20 protein-coding genes are annotated in these 20056 nt (G+C 68.1%); 3 read left to right on the forward strand and 17 right to left on the reverse strand.

Annotation, left to right across the window (positions count from 1 at the left end; genetic code table 11):
- Nucleotides 1-78: 78 nt before the first annotated feature.
- Both ABZZ22_RS13400 and ABZZ22_RS13405 read left to right on the forward strand, forming a co-directional pair.
- Nucleotides 79-918: a hypothetical protein gene (locus tag ABZZ22_RS13400; protein WP_354931943.1), complete on the forward strand. Its 840-nt coding sequence runs from the start codon at nucleotides 79-81 to the stop codon at nucleotides 916-918.
- Complete coding sequence (locus ABZZ22_RS13405; protein WP_354931946.1) at nucleotides 915-2582, forward strand: hypothetical protein; 1668 nt, start codon at nucleotides 915-917, stop codon at nucleotides 2580-2582. Before ABZZ22_RS13400 ends, ABZZ22_RS13405 begins: the two co-directional genes overlap by 4 nt.
- A 13-nt stretch (nucleotides 2583-2595) precedes the next feature.
- On the opposite strand, the gene ABZZ22_RS13410 is transcribed toward ABZZ22_RS13405, so the two are convergent.
- From ABZZ22_RS13410 to dacB, 14 genes are all read right to left on the reverse strand, one after another.
- Nucleotides 2596-4905 (reverse strand): glycosyltransferase family 2 protein, encoded by a 2310-nt coding sequence (locus tag ABZZ22_RS13410; protein WP_354931949.1) that lies wholly within the window; start codon nucleotides 4903-4905, stop codon nucleotides 2596-2598.
- Nucleotides 4895-5269, reverse strand: a complete 375-nt coding sequence (locus ABZZ22_RS13415; RefSeq protein WP_354931952.1) for a hypothetical protein — start codon at nucleotides 5267-5269, stop codon at nucleotides 4895-4897. Before ABZZ22_RS13415 ends, ABZZ22_RS13410 begins: the two co-directional genes overlap by 11 nt.
- On the reverse strand, nucleotides 5260-5940 hold the full coding sequence (locus ABZZ22_RS13420) for a hypothetical protein (RefSeq protein WP_354931955.1): 681 nt from the start codon (nucleotides 5938-5940) through the stop codon (nucleotides 5260-5262). Before ABZZ22_RS13420 ends, ABZZ22_RS13415 begins: the two co-directional genes overlap by 10 nt.
- Nucleotides 5941-6166: 226 nt before the next feature.
- Nucleotides 6167-6760, reverse strand: a complete 594-nt coding sequence (locus ABZZ22_RS13425) for a hypothetical protein (RefSeq protein WP_354931958.1) — start codon at nucleotides 6758-6760, stop codon at nucleotides 6167-6169.
- A 15-nt stretch (nucleotides 6761-6775) separates the two neighbouring features.
- A complete protein-coding gene (locus ABZZ22_RS13430; RefSeq protein ID WP_354931961.1) occupies nucleotides 6776-7213 on the reverse strand; it encodes a DUF3180 domain-containing protein in 438 nt (145 codons plus the stop codon).
- Nucleotides 7214-7295: 82 nt separating this feature from the next.
- Nucleotides 7296-7862, reverse strand: a complete 567-nt coding sequence (folK, locus tag ABZZ22_RS13435) for a 2-amino-4-hydroxy-6-hydroxymethyldihydropteridine diphosphokinase (RefSeq protein ID WP_354931964.1) — start codon at nucleotides 7860-7862, stop codon at nucleotides 7296-7298.
- Nucleotides 7859-8239, reverse strand: a complete 381-nt coding sequence (gene folB / locus ABZZ22_RS13440) for a dihydroneopterin aldolase (protein ID WP_292650135.1) — start codon at nucleotides 8237-8239, stop codon at nucleotides 7859-7861. Before folB ends, folK begins: the two co-directional genes overlap by 4 nt.
- Nucleotides 8236-9084, reverse strand: coding sequence for a dihydropteroate synthase (gene folP / locus ABZZ22_RS13445; RefSeq protein ID WP_354931999.1), 849 nt, complete (start codon nucleotides 9082-9084; stop codon nucleotides 8236-8238). Before folP ends, folB begins: the two co-directional genes overlap by 4 nt.
- Before the next feature lie 33 nt (nucleotides 9085-9117).
- Nucleotides 9118-9834 carry a GTP cyclohydrolase I FolE gene (gene folE / locus ABZZ22_RS13450; RefSeq protein ID WP_354931968.1) on the reverse strand — a complete coding sequence of 239 codons (717 nt, stop codon included), beginning with the start codon at nucleotides 9832-9834 and terminating at the stop codon, nucleotides 9118-9120.
- A gap of 19 nt (nucleotides 9835-9853) precedes the next feature.
- On the reverse strand, nucleotides 9854-11917 hold the full coding sequence (ftsH, locus tag ABZZ22_RS13455) for an ATP-dependent zinc metalloprotease FtsH (RefSeq protein ID WP_354931971.1): 2064 nt from the start codon (nucleotides 11915-11917) through the stop codon (nucleotides 9854-9856).
- 137 nt (nucleotides 11918-12054) lie between these two features.
- A complete protein-coding gene (hpt, locus tag ABZZ22_RS13460; protein ID WP_183547195.1) occupies nucleotides 12055-12606 on the reverse strand; it encodes a hypoxanthine phosphoribosyltransferase in 552 nt (183 codons plus the stop codon).
- 10 nt (nucleotides 12607-12616) lie between these two features.
- Nucleotides 12617-13600 carry a tRNA lysidine(34) synthetase TilS gene (gene tilS, locus ABZZ22_RS13465; protein ID WP_354931975.1) on the reverse strand — a complete coding sequence of 328 codons (984 nt, stop codon included), beginning with the start codon at nucleotides 13598-13600 and terminating at the stop codon, nucleotides 12617-12619.
- A gap of 86 nt (nucleotides 13601-13686) precedes the next feature.
- The gene (locus ABZZ22_RS13470; protein WP_354931978.1) at nucleotides 13687-14736 is read right to left on the reverse strand and encodes a zinc-dependent metalloprotease; all 1050 of its coding nucleotides are present in this window, start codon (nucleotides 14734-14736) and stop codon (nucleotides 13687-13689) included.
- A gap of 24 nt (nucleotides 14737-14760) precedes the next feature.
- Nucleotides 14761-16137: a D-alanyl-D-alanine carboxypeptidase/D-alanyl-D-alanine-endopeptidase gene (gene dacB, locus ABZZ22_RS13475; RefSeq protein WP_354931981.1), complete on the reverse strand. Its 1377-nt coding sequence runs from the start codon at nucleotides 16135-16137 to the stop codon at nucleotides 14761-14763.
- Between the two features lie 86 nt (nucleotides 16138-16223).
- On the opposite strand from dacB, the gene ABZZ22_RS13480 reads away from it, so the two are divergent.
- Nucleotides 16224-16715 carry an inorganic diphosphatase gene (locus tag ABZZ22_RS13480; RefSeq protein ID WP_354931984.1) on the forward strand — a complete coding sequence of 164 codons (492 nt, stop codon included), beginning with the start codon at nucleotides 16224-16226 and terminating at the stop codon, nucleotides 16713-16715.
- Nucleotides 16716-16838: 123 nt separating this feature from the next.
- Here the strand turns inward: ABZZ22_RS13480 and ABZZ22_RS13485 are convergent, their stop codons facing one another.
- The 3 genes from ABZZ22_RS13485 to ABZZ22_RS13495 all read right to left on the reverse strand — a co-directional run.
- Nucleotides 16839-17390 carry an AAA family ATPase gene (locus ABZZ22_RS13485; RefSeq protein ID WP_354931987.1) on the reverse strand — a complete coding sequence of 184 codons (552 nt, stop codon included), beginning with the start codon at nucleotides 17388-17390 and terminating at the stop codon, nucleotides 16839-16841.
- A 26-nt stretch (nucleotides 17391-17416) separates the two neighbouring features.
- A complete protein-coding gene (locus ABZZ22_RS13490; protein WP_354931990.1) occupies nucleotides 17417-18358 on the reverse strand; it encodes a type IV toxin-antitoxin system AbiEi family antitoxin domain-containing protein in 942 nt (313 codons plus the stop codon).
- Between the two features lie 238 nt (nucleotides 18359-18596).
- The coding region (locus ABZZ22_RS13495; RefSeq protein ID WP_354931993.1) for an acyl-CoA dehydrogenase at nucleotides 18597-20056 on the reverse strand (1460 nt) is incomplete at its 5' end.

Here is a 20056-nt window from a genome sequence, read left to right on the forward strand (position 1 = left end):
TCGCGCATACACTCTGACAAGCCTCGGCGTGCGACCTGAGCCGCCCGAGTCTGTTCGCTAGATCTCGGAGACTGACATTTGGACACGAGCAACCACTGGTACGGACACGCACACATCCTGTCCGAGTACTGCGGCCTCCCCTTCGAGGAGCCGCGGCCGATCTGGGGTGTGCTCCAACACGGCTGGAACCTCCTGCACGGCTTCGGTCCGGGCCACGCGCCGCCCTACGGCTTCCCGAAGTTCGTCTGGTCTCACGCGAACCTGCGCCGCGGCCAGGCGATCGGCTGGCGCGACTACGCCGTGATCGGCGCGCCGTGGAACTACCTGCTCGAGCTCAAGAAGGAGACCGAGCCCGTGCCACCGGCCGATGAGCGCGAGGGGACGATCTTCTACCCCTTCCACACCTGGGACCACGGTCAGGTCAGCGGCGATCACGACCGGCTGATCTCGCAGATCAGAGAGACCGAGGACGGTCCGGTGACCGTCTGTCTCTACTGGATCGAGTACGAGATGCCGGAGGTCCGGCGCCGCTACGAGGACGCCGGGTTCCGGGTCATCTGCCACGGCAAGCGAGGCACCTTGCGGCAGGGCACGGACACCCGTTTCCTCCACAAGCAGTACGCAGAGCAGATCCGCCACCGTCGGGTCGCCTCGAACCGACTGACCACGGCGATCTTCTACGGAGCCTCGGTCGGCTCCGAGGTTGCGGTCTACGGTGACCCGATGACCTTCTCCGACGTCAGGGACGCCAGCGTGCGGGACGGGAACGAGCAGGCCAGACGGCTGTTCCCGGAGTTCCACGGAGTAGAGACCGATGCAGAGGAAGTACGCGCCACGACCGTGCGCGAGCTCGGGCTGGACGCCATGGCGTCTCCAGCCGAGCTTCGCGCACTCTTCGGATGGGAGCCCATTGGATGAACGACATCGACACCGTCTCGAAGCGCGACGCCTACGAGATCGTCTCGGGAGACATGTACGACTGGTCGGACCTGACCAGCGCTGACCCGTGCCCTCGCGGACCGGTCCTGACCCGCGTCGCCGTTGCCACGGCGAGCGACGCCGCTCACCTCCTCGTCGTCGGTCCCCACGACCTCGGGCTGCTCGATGCCGTCGTCGGCCTCGCCTCGAGGACCACCCTCGTCCTCCGGACACACACCGATGCGAAGCTGGCGTCCGAGCGGTACGCCGACAGGCCTGTCGACGTCGTCTGCGGTGACCTTCGCTCCTGGACCCCCGATCAGCCGGCCGACGCCGTGCTCGCGCTGGACGGCTTCGGCCGGGTCTCGTCGATCGATGCAGCCCCTGCGGACTGGCACACGATCTCCGTGCACCTCGCTCGCCTGGCGACACGCGATTCTCGTCTGGCGGTGGTCGTCCCCAACCCCGGATCCCCGCTCGAACAGCTCAGGGCCGTCGCCCCGGAAGCATCCAACGAGGATGCTGACTGGTCGTTCCCGATCCATGATCGGGCACACCCGCGAAGCCTCGTCGATGCGAGCGCACGGCTCGGAGGCCGCGGATACACCCTGTGGCCCGACGTCGCTGCTCCCACCTTGGCCGCAGCTCCCGACGCGTGCTCGGCGGCGCTCGCCATCGCTCATGGCCGACCCGCCGACACCGCCACGCTGCGCGAGCTGCAGCCCGCGCTGGCCCAGACGCTGGACACCTTGGGAGTCGCGGCCGCCGCCAGCGGCTGGCTGGTCACCCGGGGACTCGCGCCGAGCGAGGGAGTGACCGCGCGAAGCGCGGACGCGATCGGGTCGGTCCTCGGAGTCGACCGGAGCGGCAACGAGACCTCATGGAACGCTCCCGACCGCTCCTGGCTGGTCGAAGCCATGCGCGACTCGGCACGACGGGACGCCTCGGGGCTGCGCAACCGCGTACGCCGGCTGCGCGACGCGGTTGACGGTGACCCCGAGCGTTGGCGCGGTCTCCAGGTCGACGAGATCGGCATCGACGCCGATCGTCTCGTCCCGGTCCACGACTCGGCGGCGAGGCTCGGCGACTCCGCCGACGAGATCTTCCTGGGTCTGCTGGACGAGCTCGCCGCGTTCATCTGCGTCGCCGGATGGCGGCACCCCTGGCCCGCCGGACGCGGACGGGACGAGCTCGCCGTCCTTCTCGCTGCGACCGTCGACACCGTGGTGACCACGGCGGACGTACGCCGGGTGCGCGAGCGGAGAGAGTCCGCGCTCTCGTCGAACGGGATGACTCCTGTGTTCGCACGCCGGACGTCGCCGGCCGAGGCCGACACGAGCGAGCTGCGGAAGCTGATGGACGAGAACGAAGCGCTTCGCGGCCAGGTGACCTGGTTCAAGCAGCAGATGCGTCAACGGCAGACGATGACCCACGAGGTTCGCACCGCGGCCCGCCGCGACGTCGCTGCTCTCAACGGCCGGATCAAGGAGCTGGAAGATCAGCTGAGCGCTCAGCAGACCACCTCCATCACCCGAGCCGCCAAGCGTGCCTCGAGCGTCCCGTCACGGGCCCGGGCCCGCCTCGGACGCGTTCCCGGTGCCCGACGCGCGGCTCGCCTGCTCAGAAGGGCTCTCGGCGCGCTCCGGCGCGCGGTCAGGCGCTAGTCCGGCGTGCCGGTCACGCCTCGATGGGTGTGACCGGCACTGGCCTCAGGTGGATCTCGTCGGACCAGCCGAACTCGAGCTTCATTGCCTCGGCTGCGGCGGGCTGGGGCACCCGTTCCCCGAGCTCACGGGCCACGACGATCGGCTTGTGCTCGCGGCCGTCCAGCAGCGACCACGACGAGGTCGCACAGACGTCGTGCTCGACGGCGGCGTCGCGCACCGCGCCCACCGGGACGGTGATCAGGAAGACCCCGTCACGATCGACCACGTCCAGCGGGACATCGAGGGGTTTCTCCGGGGTCGGCCAGGTCCGGAGCAGCGCGCCGGTGGATGCCAGTCGCGGGCCGTCCGGACCGCGCAGGATCAGATCCTGGCCGTGCCACCACGCATCGTGAACGACCGGACGGTCGTGGGCCGCGGTGATGACGAAGCACCCGTTCGGATCGCGGGTGGCGTTCACCGCGCGCCCCTTCATCAGCGATCGAGAGCCGAGGAAGTCCGGGTGCACCGGTAGCGGGGACGTACGCCCGTTCCGGGCCAGCTTCACCCGGGTCGGCACGATCTCCTCCATGGGCATGTCCATACCGGACTTCTCGAGGATGGCGTCGACAGGCACTGTCAACCGCCAGGGGGTGATGCCTCGGTCGCCTCGATCCCCGATGGTCAGCGGGTGAGTCACCGTCGCGCCGCTGCGGTCGGTGAGCGTCAGCTCTGCATGCTCAGGAGGCCTGCAACGGAAGGCGCCCCGGATCTCGATCTCGTCGCCGAGGTCCGTGGTGTGGTCCACCCACGCGTCCGGAAGGTCGCGGACGGTGACGCCGAAACCACCCGGAAGACGTCCTGGGCGACACCAGCGGTTGCCGATACGCCGCCAGCCCTGCCACCGCTCGCGGCCGTCTCCCGAGGTCGACACCTGGATCACGTCGCGTACATCGCGGTTGCGGATGCTGATCATGAGGCGCCATTGGCGATCGCCCGCCAGTCGCGATGGGTCGATGCTCAGCTCGAGCGTCGACCTGTCGGCCTGTCCGAACGCGATCGCCCGCGGCTTGGCAACGTGATCCACCGGGATCTTGGCGCCGGTGGGACTCTGCAGCCACACCTTGAAGCGCGTCCGTCGCGCGAGCGGGAGGGTGTTGACGCCGACGTTGACCCGGACCGCGATCCGGGACCCGCTCCACCAGGCCTCGGTGGCTACTGCCTTGGGCTTCAGGTAGGCGGGGGCCAGGCGGAAGACCGAGTCGGGGGCTCCGACCGCGGCGTCCTCGAAGGTCGGGAGCTTCGCGTACCAGCCGTCCTTTCGTCGGGCCAACGGCGCCAGGGTCCCGTTCTCGGCCCGGTAGCGAGTCAACGAGGTCAGCGCGTCGCGTTGGCGCCGCTTCAGCAGGTCGAACACGAGTCGCTCGAACGGTCCCTGACGATCGAGGATCTTGTCGTCGATCCGCGCCAGGTAGCGCGCAGCGAGGTCGAAGATGCGTCCGGCCTCGTCGGCGGGGTGGTCCTCGATCGATCGGGCGAGCACCTGGACGTCCGTCGCGGTGAGATGCGACTTCACCAGGTCGGCGAGGTAGGGGGCCTGCTCCTCGACCATCTCGAACAGCATCTCGGCCGAACGTACGCGGTCCTCGATGTTGTCGAGGTGCCAGTGGCTCTGCGTGATCGATGCCTCGCCACCGTCGCGGTGACGCCAGTAGTAGACCGGCTCGGCGAGGACGTCGACCTGGCGGGCGCGGATGTGCGCGGCAAGGGCGACCGGGTAGTCCTCGTACAGCATGTCCGGGTAGCTGAGGCCCGCGGAGTCCCAGAAGTCACGCCGGTAGACCTTGTTCCAGATGTAGCGGTCGATGCCCAGGATGTGGGTCCGCCTGCAGTGCGTAGCCATGCGGGTGGTGACGAACGGCCGCCGATGCGACCACGACTGCCAGACCGACACCGAGTCGAAGCGGCGAGCGTTGCCCGCCACGAAGTCGGAGCCCGTCTTGGCCAACGTGTCCGTCATCAGCTCGTAGGCATACTCCGGCACGTAGTCGTCGGCGTCGACGAACGCCAGGAGATCACCCCTGCTGTTCTCGACACCGATGTTGCGGGCGAGCCCGACACCGACCTTCGTCGAGGAGACCAGCCGGAATCGCGGATCCACCGAAGCGAACCGATCGGCGATCTCCGCGGATCCATCGGTGGACGCATCGTCGACCATGATCACTTCGAAGTCGGAGAAGGTCTGGGTCCGAAGCGACTCCAGGCAGGTCTGGAAGTAGGGCTCTACGTTGTGAAACGGAATGACGACACTCAGTGCGGCCTGCGACCTGAGCTCACCCAACACGGTTGCCGTCCTCGAGTCGTCGCAACCGCTCCTCGAAGCGCATGGCTGCGGTGATGCGGGCGCGTACCTGCTCCTGCTGACGCTGGATCTCTGCCCAGATCGAGGCGGTGTCGACGTTGCCGCCCGCCGCCGCGCCGGTAGCGGTGTTGCCTCGCTCGACGGTCTCACGCAGGCTCTCCAGACGCGCCTCGAGGGCCGCGACCTGCGGGCTGACCCGAGCGAGCTCGCGCTCGAGGTCAGCGATGCGGACCCGCTGCCGGTCCGTGATCGCACGCAGCTCCTCGATGATGGCCCGTGACTCCTCCGCGTCGGCAGCGGATCTGACCTTCCTGATGACCTCGCCGCGCAGTCGGTTCAACGCCATAGAGACACCCGTTCCTCCTTGAGCCAGTCGGTCATCACACGCGCCTCCGCCTCGATCCGGTGTTCCCGTGCGACCGGCGAGGATCCGCCGACCTGGTAGGTCCATTCCGTCTGCGCCGGGTCGTCGACGAACGAGAACCCTGACATCCGGATGTCGGCCTCCGGGAACAGGTTGACCGCAAGCCACGCAGCGGTGAAGCCCGTGGTCGGCGCCAGCTTCTCGGTCCGCCAGGGGATGTCGAGCTCGTCGCCGATCCGCGGGAGCACCTCCGCGTTGGGGAGGGGTACGAAGCCCAGATCGGGCGGCCACGACATCGGCCACACCTCGGGACGGCCGTGGAAGCGCATCGGCTCGGCGAGGAGGTAGAGACGCTCCCGGTAGCGGTCGAAGGTGTGCCGCGTCGGGCGGGTGATCCGATTCCAGACCACGACGTCTGTTCGCGACCCCTGAGCGCGCGGCCCACCGGGTTCGTCGAGCACGAAGCTGTTCACCCGGATGACCAGGTCTGAATCGTCGATCGCCTGCGCACGCTCGTCGCTGGGCCCCAGCGGAGCATTGCCGAGCACGGCGACCGAGGTGACCGGCGTCCTCCTGGCGTACGTGGCCATCAGGTCGCGCAGGTAGACGAGGCCTTCAGTGATCGTGACTGCCCTTTCGGCGATCAACGTCACCGGCTTCCCCCCTTCCAACGACTCTCGTCGCAGCGTCACCACAGTTCGCTGGGACGCGACAGATGCGTCACCCGTTCCGGAAAATCCTAACGAGCCAGTCGCCCGGCAGTTACCCGCCCGAGTACCTGTTTGGGTATCGAGGCGTCATTTCACGCGCGCCGGATCCAACTGAGGTGACGCTGTAGGGGTCCCGTCACCATTCGTACATCTGTGTGTCGTTCGCCGGTCAGGCGGACTGAGCCCCGCTCCAGCTGGTGCGCTCGGCCTCCAGCTCAGCGCGTACGGCGTCCAGCTCGGACTCCAGCTCGGCGACCCGGATGGCCGCCTCCGCGGCATCCGCTTCGACGGCCTGGAGCCTGGCCTCGAGCTGCTCTCCGCGCATCTCGGCCTGGGCGGCCCGGCGAGCTTCATCGCCGCGGCGTCGGACCGCCTCGGCTGCGCGCTGGTGAGCAGCGGCCAGGGCTGCCTCGAGCTCCTCGACCGCCTGGACGCGGTCGGCGAGCTTGGCATCCATGTGCTCGCGGAACTCGGCGTCCTCCTCGGCCCGCTTCTCGGACTCGACACGGAATGCCTGAGCCTGCTCGGCGCGGTCGCGCGCCCAGTCGCGGCGGGTCTGGAGAAGCTCGGAGTGGGTGATCTTGGTTGCGGCTGCGCCACAGGCGAGCCCGAGAACGGCCGCGAGCACGACAACCAGCCATGACCCGGAGGCCACCGCAGCGGTGATCGTGATGGCGGCCAGCGCCAGCAGGGCTACAGCAACCGTCAGGCGTGTGCTGCGCTGACGCCTGCGTGTGACTGAAGTTGCGGATGGGGAAGGCATGCTTCCACGGTACGGCTAGTTTTCATCGGGTTTGCGGACCCGGCAGGCGTGTTCGAGGAGTCGAGCGGCGATGACGATCGTGGTCCCGGCGACCGCCGCCACGGCCGAACGCACCAACCGATCCCCCGCGGTCGTGCTCATGTCGTAGCCCAACCAACTGATCGCGTAGCCCAGGTAACCACCGGCGAGGAGCGCTCCGACCAAGGCGCAGGCACGGGCGAGCACGAGCCGGTTGACCGCCTGATGAGCCTCGATCCGCTCGCCGCGTACCTGTAGCTGGCGGTGGGTGACCCAGGCCGTGACACCCAGCGTTGCCGCGATCAGCAGCAGCAGCATCGGCTGCGCCCAGGTGATGACCGGCGCGACCCGGCGCCAGGCCTCCAGCACGGGGTGAGCCAGCCAGCCGCCGACGATCCCGATGACGGCCCACGCCGTGATGGCTCCGCCCGACATCGGGCGGAGCCGGCGCTCGTCGTCGGCGGGCTCCTTCTCAGGACCCTGGTCGGGGTCCTCGGGTGCTTTGCTCAGGTCCGGCTCAGAGCTCGAGAACGAGGTCGTCGCGGCGAGTGATGCCGCTCTGCCCGGACTTCTCCAGCAGGTCGGCGATCGGACCCACACCCGGCAGGTCAGCGTTCGGCTCCAGGTCGAGCCACGGCTTGAGCACAAAGGCCCGCTCGTGGGCACGCGGGTGCGGCAGCGTCAGCGACTCCTCCTCGAGGATCTTGTCGCCGACAGAGACGACGTCGATGTCGAGCGTGCGCGGCTCGTTGAAGATGCCGCTGCGCGAGCGCCCGTAGGCGTCCTCGATGGTGAGCGCGCGCTCGAGCAGACGCGTGGGCGTGAGCGTGGTGTCGGCGAGGACGATCGCGTTGAGGTAGAGCTCAGCACCATCCGGCGAGTCGACCGGCTCGGTCTCGTAGACCGGCGAGACAGTCGTCACCCAGACGTCCGGGGTCTCGGCGAGAGTGTTCAACGCGTCCTGCAGATTTGCCAACCGGTCCCCGAGATTGGAGCCCAACGACAGCACCGCCCGTCGAATCGGCCGCATCTCCCCGGTGAGCGTGTCGGCGTCGATGATGTACGGGTTGGGTACCTCTGTCACGTGCTCTGCCTCCGGGTGATCGTCAGGGTGACGTCTTTGAACGTCGCTTCGATAGGCGCCCCCGGTTTGTGAACCGTAACACGTACCCAAAGCGCGCGGATGTCTGCAAGGCAAATGTCCGCGATCCGCTGGGCAAGCGTTTCGATGAGGTCCACCGGGTCGCGCTCAACATTGGTTTTGACCGCCATCGCGAGACTTCCGTAATCCACGGTGTCATGCAAGTCGTCCGTCTCCGCGGCTCTGCGGGAGTCGGTGCCGATGACCAGGTCGATGATGAACTTCTGCCCCTCACGGCGCTCGAAGTCGAAGACTCCGTGGTGGCCGAAGCACTCCAGACCGAGGATCTGAATTTCGTCCGCAGGTTCTGCGATGTTCACCGAATGGTCTCCCTCGCTCCGGTCGTCTCCGCGCTTCGCGCGGTCACTCCCTCGAGTTTCGCTGTTGCCGCCAGGGCGTCCTTGGCGGCGCGTACGTCATGAACACGCGTGGCCCATACGCCGCGTTGCGCAAGGAAGACAGTGATCGCATCGTGGGCACTCTCGCGCTCGGTCACCGGCCGCGGCGTGCCGTCGGGGGCGGCCAGCAGGCGGCCGAGGAACGCCTTGCGACTGGCGCCGATGAGCAGAGGGAAACCGAGCTTGTGGAACTCCTCCACCCCCGCCAGCAGACGCCAGTTGTCATCGGCCGCCTTGGAGAAGCCGAGCCCGGGGTCGATCACGATGTTGTCGTCCTGGATCCCCGCCGACCGCGCCGCCTCGATCCGCTGCTCCAGCTCCCGCTTGACCGTGGCGACGACTCCGTCGGCGTAGACGAGATGGTCCTCTTGCTGCATCTCCGCGCCGTGGGCGCGCCAGTGCATCACGACGTACGTCGCGCTGTGGTCGGCCGCCACCTTCAAGATCCCCGGGTCGGCCAGACCGCCCGAGACGTCGTTGACGATCATGGCCCCGGCCTTCAGCGCCGCCTTGGCGACCTCGGGACGCATGGTGTCGACCGAGAGGGTCGCCCCTTCTTGGGCCAACGTCTCGATGACCGGGACCACCCGCGCCAGCTCGTCGGCGACCAGGGGCCTGGTCGCCCCTGGCCGGGTCGACTCGCCACCGATGTCGAGCAGGTCCGCGCCTTGCGCCAGGAGCGCGTGCCCATGAGCCACTGCATCGTCGGTCGCCAAGAACCGCCCACCGTCGCTGAACGAGTCGGGCGTGACGTTGACGATCCCCATGACCTGCACGGGTCCGACCCTATCCGGCGGGGGTCAGCGCGTTCCGCCCCGGATCAGGGCCATCGCCTCGGCCCGGGTGGTGGCGTTGGAGCGCATCGTGCCGCGTACGGCGCTGGTGATCGTACGCGCGCCGGCCTTCTTGACGCCGCGCATCGTCATGCACAGATGCTCGGCCTCGACGACCACGATGACGCCACGCGCGTCGAGGAGGTCGGTGAGCGCGTCGGCCACCTGGGTGGTGAGTCGCTCCTGGACCTGCGGCCGCTTGGCATAGACGTCGACCAGCCGGGCCAGCTTGGACAGGCCGGTGATCTTGCCTGAGGTCGCCGGGATGTAGCCGACGTGGGCGACACCCGTGAACGGGACCAGGTGGTGCTCGCACATCGACCACAGCTCGATGTCGCGGATCAGGACCATCTCGTCGTGGCCGAGATCGAAGGTCGTGGTGAGGACCTCCTCGGGCGTCTGGTGCAGCCCGCGGGTCACCTCCTGGTAGGCCCGCGCGACCCGAGCGGGAGTCTCGATCAGCCCCTCGCGGTCGGGATCCTCCCCGATCGCGTAGAGCAGCTCGCGCACTGCCGCTTCGGCCCGCTTCTGGTCGAAGGCCGGAACGTCCGCCACGTCCCGCTCGGGGACGTGGACGGGCGCTACATCTTCCGCGCTGCGCGCGGTCACTCCCTCGCTCGGCACGGACGGACGAGCAAGCTCGCCGTCCGACCTCGCTCCGGTCGTCTCGAAGGTCTCAGACATCTGATCTTCTTCTGATCGTTCAGGCGGACGGGGTGCCCTCGGACGAGCCGGCCTCGGACGGCTTGGCGAGGTCTACACCGTTGGCGGGCTGGTTCCCGGACTGGACACCGGACTGTCGACCGGCGGCACGGATCGCCTTGGCGAGGTTCTCCTTGTCGCGCTCGACGATCCACCGCGGGATCTCGACCGCGGGGCGGTCAGAGGGACGACGGGTGTCGGAGCCGGTCCACGCCGGGCGCGGGTCACGACGACGCAGCGGCTCGAAGATCTCGGCGACCTCGTGCTTGGAGAGGGTCTCCTTCTCGAGGAGCTCCAGGACCAGGCTGTCGAGGACGTCCCGGTTCTCCTCGAGGATGTCGAAGGCCTCCTGGTGAGCGGTCGCGAGAAGCTTCTTGGTCTCGTCATCGACGATGGCCGCGACCTCCTCGGAGTAGTTGCGCTGGTGACCGATGTCGCGGCCCAGGAACGGCTCGCCGTTGGACTCGCCGAGCTTGATCGCTCCCAGCCGCTCGGTCATGCCGAACTGGGTGACCATCGCGCGAGCGAGGTTGGTCGCCTTCTCGATGTCGTTGCCGGCGCCCGTGGTCGGGTCGTGGAAGATGAGCTCCTCCGCAGCGCGACCGCCCAGCATGTAGGAGAGCTTGTTGAGCATCGCCGAGCGCGTCTGGCTGTACTGGTCGTCGTCGGGCATCACCAGGTTGTAGCCCAGCGCCTTGCCGCGCGGCAGGATCGTGATCTTCTGGACCACGTCCGGGCCCGGAAGGGCTGCGGCGACCAGCGCATGGCCACCCTCGTGGTAGGCGGTGATGAGCTTCTCGGTCTCGCTCATCAGGCGGGTGCGCTTCTGCGGGCCGGCGATGACTCGGTCGATGGCCTCGTCCAGAGCCTTGTTGGTGATCAGCTTCTCGTCGCTGCGAGCGGTCAGCAGCGCGGCCTCGTTGAGCACGTTGGCCAGGTCGGCACCGGAGAACCCGGGGGTCCGTCGGGCGACGCCGTCGAGGTCGATGTCGCCGGCCAGCGGCTTGCCGCGGGCGTGGACCTGCAGGATCTTCTCGCGACCGGCGAGGTCGGGAGCGTCCACCTGGATCTGGCGGTCGAAGCGGCCCGGGCGCAGCAGCGCCGGGTCGAGCACGTCGGGACGGTTGGTGGCCGCGATCAGGATCACTCCGCCGCGTACGTCGAAGCCGTCCATCTCCACGAGGAGCTGATTGAGCGTCTGCTCGCGCTCGTCGTGGCCACCGCCCATGCCGGCACCGCGGTGACGACCGACGGCGTCGATCTCGTCGATGAAGACGATGGCGGGAGCGTTCTCCTTCGCCTGCTCGAACAGGTCGCGGACACGGCTCGCACCGACACCGACGAACATCTCGACGAAGTCCGAACCGGAGATCGAGTAGAACGGCACGCCGGCCTCGCCCGCGACGGCACGCGCGAGCAGGGTCTTACCGGTGCCGGGCTGGCCGTAGAGCAGCACGCCCTTGGGGATCTTGGCGCCGACGGCCTGGAACTTCGCCGGCTCCTGCAGGAACTCCTTGATCTCCTGGAGCTCCTCGACCGCCTCGTCAGCACCGGCGACGTCGGCGAAGGTCGTCTTCGGCATGTCCTTGGTGATCAGCTTCGCCTTGGACTTGGCGAACTGCATGACCCCGCGGCCGCCACCGCCCTGCATCGAGTTCATGATGAACAGGAACAGGATGATGATCAGCGCGAACGGCAGTACGAAGCTCAGGATCGAGCCGAGCACGGAGGGCTTGGCCACCTCGGAGTTGAACTTCTTGAGGTTGTCGCCCTCGGCCTGGGTCTTGCGCACCATCTCGATGAGCGTTTCCTGGTCACCGTCGACCCACGAGGTCGTGACCTCGGCGCTGCCCTTGCGCGCGTCCTTGACCAGGGTCGCCTTGATCTCCTGATCGCCGTCGACGAACGTGATCTCCTTGACCTGGTCCTTCTGGATGAACGACGTCAGCTGATTCGTGGTGATCTCGTCGCCACCGTTGCGAGGTGCCAGGTACTGCAGCGCCAGGATCACACCGAGCACTGCCAGGACGATCCACAGCCAGGGACCTTTGAATATGCGCTTCACAGGCTTCTTTCAACCGTTACGGGGTCAGACATGCACGCAGGTCCGCGTGCCTGCCATATAGAACGACGGTACACGCCGAATCGTGCCCGCCCCATCTGTGCGGTTCCGCTGTCCGCGTAACAGCACGGCTCCGGGTGTCAGGAGTAGACGTGCGGAGCGAGGGTCGAGATGTCGCGCAGGTTGCGGTACTTCTCGTTGAAGTCGAGGCCGTAGCCGACCACGAACTCGTCGGGGATGTCCCAACCGACGTACTTCACGTCGACGGGCATGCTGACCGCCTCGGGCTTGCGCAGCAGGGTGGCGATCTCGATGCTCGCCGGGCCGCGGCTGGTCAGGTTGGAGGTCAGCCAGGTCAGGGTCAGGCCGGAGTCGATGATCTCGTCCACGACGAGCACGTGCTTGCCGGTGACGTCGGTGTCGAGGTCCTTCAGGATCCTCACCACGCCGGACGACTTGGTGCCGGAGCCGTAGGAGGAGACGGCCATCCAGTCCATCTCGACGTGGCGGTTCAAGGCGCGGGCGAGGTCGGCCATGATCATCACCGCACCACGTAGGACGCCGACGATCAGCAGCTCCTCGCCCTCGTAGTCCTTCTCGATCCGGCGGGCCAGCTCTTCGACCTTCGCCTGGATCTCGTCGTGGGTGAACAGGGTCTTCACGAGGTCGTCGCCGACGTACTCGGTGTCCATGAGGCTCACTCTAAGTGCTTGGTGTGAACGGTCCCGATTCGAAGACGATACGACCGTTCGTACGCTTCGCGCGCAGGTGTCCCGGAAGGTCGATCCAACGCTGTCCGCGCCAGCCGGTGACCAGCTCGTCGACGGCCTTGACGTGCTCACGGGTGAGCTCCGTGGGCGGGCTGCCGGCTTCGAGGGCGGAGAGCCGGAGGACCCTGGTGCGGATGGCGGACGGATACCTGGCGAGAGTCTCGACCGGGAGGATCCCGCCGAGGTCGCGGTGCATCGCCTCGGCGATGTCATCGATGAAGTCGGCGTCCTCACGGAGCTGCTCGGCGGTGCGGGCCAGCGCGTCGGACACCCCCGGGCCGAGGTCCTCCTCGAGGGTCGGCAGGACTCGATGGCGGATGCGCGCGCGGGTGTAGGCGAAGTCACGGTTGTGCGGGTCGTGCCAGATGTCGAGGCCCTCGACCTGGCACGCCGTCTCGGTGTCGATCCTGGTCGTCGCCAGCAGCGGACGGCGATAGCGGTCGAAGGCTGCTCTCATCCCGGAGAGGCTGCGCGCGCCCGAACCCCTGGTCAGGCCCAGCAGGACGGTCTCGGCCTGGTCGTCGCGGGTGTGGCCGAGCAGGATCATGCTCGCGCCGAGGCGCTCGGCGAGCTGGTCGAGGACCGCGTAGCGCGCCTGTCGCGCCGCGGCCTCGGGACCGTCACCGTCGGTCTTGACCTCGACCGTCGCGGTGACCGTCTCGTCAACGCCCATCGCGGCGAGCTGTCCGACGACCTTCGCGGCCTGCGCCTGGCTGCCGTCCTGCATCCCGTGGTCGACGGTCGCGCCGATGACGTGCAGGCCGAGCTTGTGGCCCTCGAAGACGGCCGCAGAGGCCAGCGCCATCGAGTCCGCTCCCCCGGAGCAGGCCACGATCACCTTCTCCCCCGGCTCGAGCTGCTCGAGCGTGGCACGGACGGGGCGACGTACTTCAGCGATGGAAGGGTGCAGACTCATGCCGCCGCCTCCGTCGAGGAGAGCGAAGAATCCGGAAGCCGCGGCATGCGGCATTGGATTGTCGCTCGCTGACGCTCGCTCATGCCTCAGAGGACCCGGGTCACCCAGGCGTCCGGGTCGACGATCTCGGCCTTCGACGGCAGGTTCTCGGGGCCGACGAAGACGGCGTTGAACTCGTCCATGCCGACCCGGTCGACAACGTGGCGTACGAACTTCGCGCCGTCGCGGTACTGCGCCATCTTGGCCTCGAGGCCGAGCAGGCGGCGCAGCACGCGGTCGAGCACACCGATGCCCTGGCGACGCTTGTTGAAGGCCTTGCGGATCGTGGTCACGCTCGGGATCACGCCGGGGCCGACATCGTCCATGACCACGTCGGCGTGGCCCTCGAGCAGCGACATCATCCCGGTGACCCGGTCGATGATCTCCTTCTGCTCGGGCTTGGCGAACGCGTCCACGATGCTGCCGTTGCCCTTGAGCGCGTCGGTGACGCGCTGGAGCCCGCCGTCGAAGATCGAGGACGGGTCCATCGCCTCGGAGAGGCCTTCGATCTGAGCGAAGAGGTGGTCACGCATCCACGGGCTCGCGGTGAACTGGACGCGGTGGGTCTCCTCGTGGAGGCAGACCCACAGCCGGAAGTCGGTCGGGTCCAGCCCCAGCTCGCGCTCGACATGGACGGCGTTGGGTGCGACCAGCAGCAGCCGGCCGGACGGCCCGAAGAAGGGGTCGAACTGACCGAGGATCTTCGAGGACATGAACCCGAGCAGACCGCCGACCTCGGCGGCGCTGATCTTGGAGCCGACCGCCTGGGTGAGGGCTCCCGGGGCGCGCTTCGCCGTGATCCTGTCGACCACCGGCGAGATCACGGTGGCGAAGGTGTCGGCGTTGGCCTGGATCCAGCCCCGCCTGTCGACGACCAGGACCGGCGCGGTGTCGCGGGGCGCGTCCAGGCCGGTGAAGGCGCGCACGAACTCCGTCGCCTTCGCAGCGTCCGCACGCAGCTCCTCGACGGCCTGCCTGGCCTCGTCGCGCGAGACGATCGGGCCGTCTCCGGCGACCTTCGCGCCTAGACGTACAGCCAGGTCCCAATCGACCATGGTCGCTCCAGCGGGCCTGGGGTCCTCAGCACGATGGGTCATGCGTACGACCGTAGCCGACCAGACCTATGCCGAACATCGACACGTCGCCACCGCCGTCATCGCGTCGTCGAGGGCGTCGCGTACGTCCAGGGTCTCCTCCGGCTTGAACCCGTCGGCCATGAGTACGACGACGAACGGGGTGCCGCGGGCGTCGACCGCGATGCCGGACAGCCCGGAGACGCCGGTGAGCGTGCCGGTCTTGGCCCGGACGCGGCCGCGACCGGGCTCGGCGTCGAAGTTGAACCGTCGGGAGAGCGAGCCGATCCAGCCGGCGACCGGGAGGCCGGACATCGCCGGCGCGAGCTCCGGACGGCCGGAGCTGGCGGCGGTCTGGAGGGTGCTCACCAGGAGGGCCGGCGGGATGCGGTTCTGCCGGGAGAGGCCGGACCCGTCGAGGAGAACCAGTCCACCGGTGTCGATGTCGAGATCCTTCAGCGTGGCGGTGATCGCCGCGGTGGAGCCGTCGAACGTCGGCGTACCGGCGGCGAGACCGACATGGCGGGCGAGCACCTCGGCGAGCTGGTTGTCGCTGTACTCCAACGTGTACTCGACGATCTCGCGCAGGGTGTCTCCCCGGACCACGGCGAGCTGGGCGCCTGCCTTCGTTCCCTTGGTCGGCTTGCCCGCGACCTTCACGCCGTGCTTCGCCAAGGCCTTCTTGAACTGCGCGGCGGCCTGCACGGACGGGTCCTGGCTGTAGCCGCGCGCCTGCGAGCCGCCGTGGTCGACCAGCAGCGCGGTGATCCCGCCGACCTCCTCACCCAGGTAGATGCGTCGCCAGGCGGGGTTCACCGTCGGGCCTTCGAAGAGACTGTCGTCGTAGGAGAGGCGCACCGTCCTGGTCGCGCCGAGCTCCCGGGCCGTGTCGGCGGCGAGGGTGTCGAGGTCGCCGCTGGTGAGAGATGCGTCACCGCCGCCGACGAGGGTGACGGTGGTCCCCTGCAGCGTGGTGCTGGTCTCGAAGCGGCGCTCCGGACCGTACGCCTCCAGCACTGCCACGCTGGTCAGCACCTTCGTGACGCTGGCCGGGGTCGCCGCCCCGGTGCCGTGAGCTACGAGCGGGTCACCCTCGAGCGGGGCGATCGCGGCCTTGAGGTGCTTACCGAGCCGCTTGTCGCGGACCATCTCGCGCATGACCTGCTCCAACGCGACCCGGTCCGGTCTACCGGGCGCTCGCGTCTGCTCACCCTGGACCGCCGCGGGGCTCACCGCGGCGATGCTCAGCGGCGCCGGCGGCGGGGTCGGCGCGACGTTGCCGCTGGCGTAGCGCACCCAGCCCAGGGCGTACGCCGCTGCCGCGGCTCCCACCAGAAGCGCGAGCACCAGCGGCACCACGACCACCAGCTTCCCGCGGCCCTCCGGCTCCTCGGAGGGCCACTTCGGCTCGCTTTGGGGCTTCACGGATATCCTCCTCGATGCCGGATCTGACGCTGATCGATGTCAGACTGTCCGGCATTCCGTTTTTGGGTTTGTCTGGAGGCAGAGAAGTGACGCAGGAGTTCGACGTACTGATCGAGGTCCCCAAGGGATCCCGCAACAAGTACGAGGTGGACCACGAGTCGAACCGGCTTCGACTCGACCGCGTGCTGTTCACCTCCATGATGTACCCCGCAGACTACGGCTACATCGAAGACACCCTCGGTGGGGATGGTGACCCGCTCGACGCGCTGGTCCTGACCCCCTACCCGCTCTTCCCCGGTGTGCTGGTCGAGGCCCGCCCGGTCGCGATGTACGTCATGGAGGACGAGAAGGGCCAGGACGAGAAGGTCCTCTGCGTTCCCTGCGACCCCCGCTTCGACCACATCCAGGACCTCGCGGACGTCGACGAGTGGACGCTCAACGAGATCAAGCACTTCTTCGAGCACTACAAGGACCTCGAGCCCGGCAAGACCGTCAAGGGCTCCGACTGGGTCGGCAAGGCCGCCGCGGAGGCGGAGATCGCCGCCTCTGTCGACCGGTTCAAGAACACCGCTCACTGAGCGGTTGTCTGTTGACCGAGGTAACTCGGTCGGGTCGCGAATGTTGACCGAGGTAACTCGGTCGAGACGCACTTCCTTCGTGGAGTTCCGCGAAGGAAGTGTTCGTTCACCGAGGTAACTCGGTCAGCATTCGCCCAGCATGGCGTGCAAGGCGCCGTAGGTCGCGTCCACCTCACCCACGACGCTCGGCACGACCTTCGTCGCGGGGCGTTGGGCCACGAGTTCGGCGAGCTTGGAGGCGTACGCACGGAGGTGCTCGTCGCCGCCGGACTCCGCCACGATCTCCCTGACGATCGGGTGCCAGGGATCGCGGCCGTCGTCGCGGCTGTGGAAACGGCGTAGCGCGTCGTCCTCGACGGCCTCGAGCATGACCTCTACGAACTCGGCGCCGGCATGGTGCGCCGCCTTCTCGAAGCGCTGGAGCTCGCTGACTCTGGCGAAGAGCTGTGGAAGCACGACGTCGCCGGACTCGCTGAGATACCCGCGGATCAGCCCCAGAGCTGCGGGCCGAATCCGTGCACCGGCGCCGATGAAGTCGTCTCGCCACCCGCTGACGAACGTACGCAGTAGGTCGATGTCGCACACCAGAGTGCCAGGATGGTCGGCCGCGAAGCGCCTGGCGAGCGTCGACTTTCCGACTCCGGGCATTCCGTTGATGACGATCAGCCTGGCCACGTGACCAGTCAAGCACCCCTGCCGGGTCAGCTAGCGATCCGCATCCGGGACTCGAACCGGGACAACGTCGACCTCGGGCGGTCCAGGTCGTCCCAGACGACGCGCACGAATCCGTAATCGGTGATCTCGCGGATCTCGTCCTCGCGCCTCTTCTCCTCGAACACCGCGTCGCTCGGCGACTGACCGGGCTTGAGGAACTTCCCGTACTTCACCTTGCCGTCGAACTCGCCGAACAACCGGAACTGCGGCCAAGCCCAGTCGACGATGCCGACCAGCGAACCGTCCGCGCGGTAGACCGGCACCTGTAGCTGCGGGCGCGGCAGACCTCCGATGCGGAACAGCCACAGGCATCGCGACTCCCCGATCGATCCCGACAACGGATCGGCGTGGGCGACAGCGGCTCCGAGCGGATGACTGAAGGGCCACTGGTTCATCCGCTTGTACTCTGCGACCAGCTCCTCCTTCGTGAACGCCTTCGCTCGAAGGCCGGCATCGAGAAGGCACTGCGCGACCTCGTCGTTGGCCTGGAGGCTCGCCTCCAGCACGCATCGCACCGCAGGCAGCGTACGCAACCCGCCGAGTGTCTCGATCTCGTCCTCCCTGACCGCACCCAGGTGATGGATGACATCTCCCTCGAGCGGTCTTCCTGCTCCATCGAGCCTGGTCACGTGGACCTTGGCGAGATCCACACCCCACAGGTCGATCCCGTGAGCGACCATGCCGGAGACGTGGCTCAACGCGACCTTGCTGCCCAGCGATCGCTGCACGGCTCGGGCACGCACACGATGTCGCCCAACCGGGTCGAGCGCTGCCCATTCGTCGGCGAACACGTATGCCCCGCGCCTGATCCGATGCCATGCGCCCTGACGGACGACCGCCGTGATCTCGCGGTCTGCATAGCCGGCGTACTTGGCTTCGCGGCGGGTGAAGAAGCCTTCAGCGGCGGTGATGATTCGTAGTGGGTCCATGCGATCCAGGATTGGTCTCCACGCCGACCTTTCCGACCTGATATCGGCTCGCTGTGGATAACCCAGGCTCGAACGTCCCCTGTGGACAGCCAGCGGCCCGCTAACGCACGATGCGCCGTTGGATGCTCACCGAGGTAACTCGGTAGCCACGCGCCTACCTCGCGGAACTCCACGAAGTAAGTGACGCTCAACCGAGTTACCTCGGTGAGCATCCGCCGCCCCGCCGCCCGCCGGCCCCTCAGCCCAGCAGATCCTCCGCCCGCAGCAGCTCCTCAGGCACCCCGAAGCCATCGACGAGCAGCCGAGCGTGAGGTCGCAGCTCGCGGCAGAGGCGGTTGACCTCGGCGATGATGGCCTTGGAGCGCTCGGAGGAGAGGCGGCCGTGCTCCATGAACCACGCCCGGTCGGCCTCGATGACCGAGAGCGCGCTGAGGTCGCAGAGGAGGTCCATCAGATCGCGGATGTCTCCCTCGGGGAGCTCGCGTACCTTCGCGCGGAACGCCTCGTGGATCAGCCGCTCCACGTGCGCGTGCGCGACCCCGATGACGTGGTCCTGCACGGTCGAGAACACCGCGCCGGGCTCGCGTCCGGCTTTGACGCCCGCCTGCAGTCGCCGGGCGACGCCGGCGAGCATGTGCTCCTCGCGGAAGCGCAGCATCGTCAGGTGGTAGTCGGAGTCGAGGATGTCCGGCTCGCGCTCGCCCGCGATCGGCACGACGTCACGAACCCGTTCGAGCAGCTTGTGCACGGCGGTCCGCTCGAGGACCGTCTCGACCGCGAGACCGGCGACGAAGCGCACCAGATCCAGCTGGTCCATCTCCTCGAACTCGCTGGAGTAGCCGGTGAGCAGCCCCTTGGCGACCAGCTGGAGCAGCACGGTGTTGTCGCCCTCGAACGTCGTGAAGACGTCCGTGTCGGCCTTCAGCGCCGTGAATCGGTTGGCGGCCAGATAGCCCGCACCGCCGCACGCCTCACGACACTCCTGGATGGTCCGGGTCGCGTGCCACGTCGCCAGCGCCTTGGTCCCGGCCGCTCGCGACTCGAGCTCGCGGCGCGCGTGCTCCGAGGTGGAGACACCGGAGAAGACGTCGTGCAGATCGTCGCGTACGACCTCCTGTGCGAAGCGCAGCGCGTAGGTCCGCGCGACCAGCGGCAGCAGCCGCCGTTGGTGCTGACCGTAGTCCAGCAGCAGCGACTCCTCGGCGTCCGACGACGCCTCGAACTGCCTGCGCCGCAGCGCGTAGCGGACCGCGATCGTCAGCGCGACCTCCGATGCCCGGATCGCGGCGCCACCCACGGAGACGCGGCCCTGGACGAGCGTGCCGAGCATGGTGAAGAAGCGCCGTCCGGCAGACTCGATCTCGGAGACGTACTCACCGCCCTCGGTGACGTCCGCGAAGCGGTTCAGCAACGACGTACGCGGCACCCGCACGCCCGAGAACCACAGCCGACCGTTGTCGACGCCGTTGAGCCCCATCTTGGGTCCGTCGTCCTCGATCCGCACCCCCGGCGCGGCCGTGCCGTCGACCCGGATCGGCACCACGAGAGCGTGCACGCCACGCTCCTCGCCGCCGACCACGAGCTGCGCGAACACGACGGCGAGCTCGCCGTGGGCCGCGGCGTTGCCGATGTAGTCCTTGTACGCATCCTCCCGAGTCGTCTCGATGACGAACTCCTGCGTGGCCGAGTCGTAGGTTG

It is taken from the genome of Nocardioides sp. NPDC006273 (assembly GCF_040613495.1).
Classification (GTDB): domain Bacteria; phylum Actinomycetota; class Actinomycetes; order Propionibacteriales; family Nocardioidaceae; genus Nocardioides.

Coding starts and splice junctions, on each gene's coding strand:
- ABZZ22_RS13490 (WP_354931990.1), bottom strand. CDS start 18,358: ATGGACCCACTACGAATCATCACCGCCGCTGAAGGCTTCTTCACCCGC.
- ABZZ22_RS13470 (WP_354931978.1), bottom strand. CDS start 14,736: ATGACCCATCGTGCTGAGGACCCCAGGCCCGCTGGAGCGACCATGGTC.
- folP (WP_354931999.1), bottom strand. CDS start 9,084: ATGGGGATCGTCAACGTCACGCCCGACTCGTTCAGCGACGGTGGGCGG.
- ABZZ22_RS13405 (WP_354931946.1), top strand. CDS start 915: ATGAACGACATCGACACCGTCTCGAAGCGCGACGCCTACGAGATCGTC.
- ABZZ22_RS13425 (WP_354931958.1), bottom strand. CDS start 6,760: ATGCCTTCCCCATCCGCAACTTCAGTCACACGCAGGCGTCAGCGCAGC.
- tilS (WP_354931975.1), bottom strand. CDS start 13,600: ATGAGTCTGCACCCTTCCATCGCTGAAGTACGTCGCCCCGTCCGTGCC.
- ABZZ22_RS13430 (WP_354931961.1), bottom strand. CDS start 7,213: ATGTCGGGCGGAGCCATCACGGCGTGGGCCGTCATCGGGATCGTCGGC.
- folE (WP_354931968.1), bottom strand. CDS start 9,834: ATGTCTGAGACCTTCGAGACGACCGGAGCGAGGTCGGACGGCGAGCTT.
- hpt (WP_183547195.1), bottom strand. CDS start 12,606: ATGGACACCGAGTACGTCGGCGACGACCTCGTGAAGACCCTGTTCACC.
- ABZZ22_RS13415 (WP_354931952.1), bottom strand. CDS start 5,269: ATGGCGTTGAACCGACTGCGCGGCGAGGTCATCAGGAAGGTCAGATCC.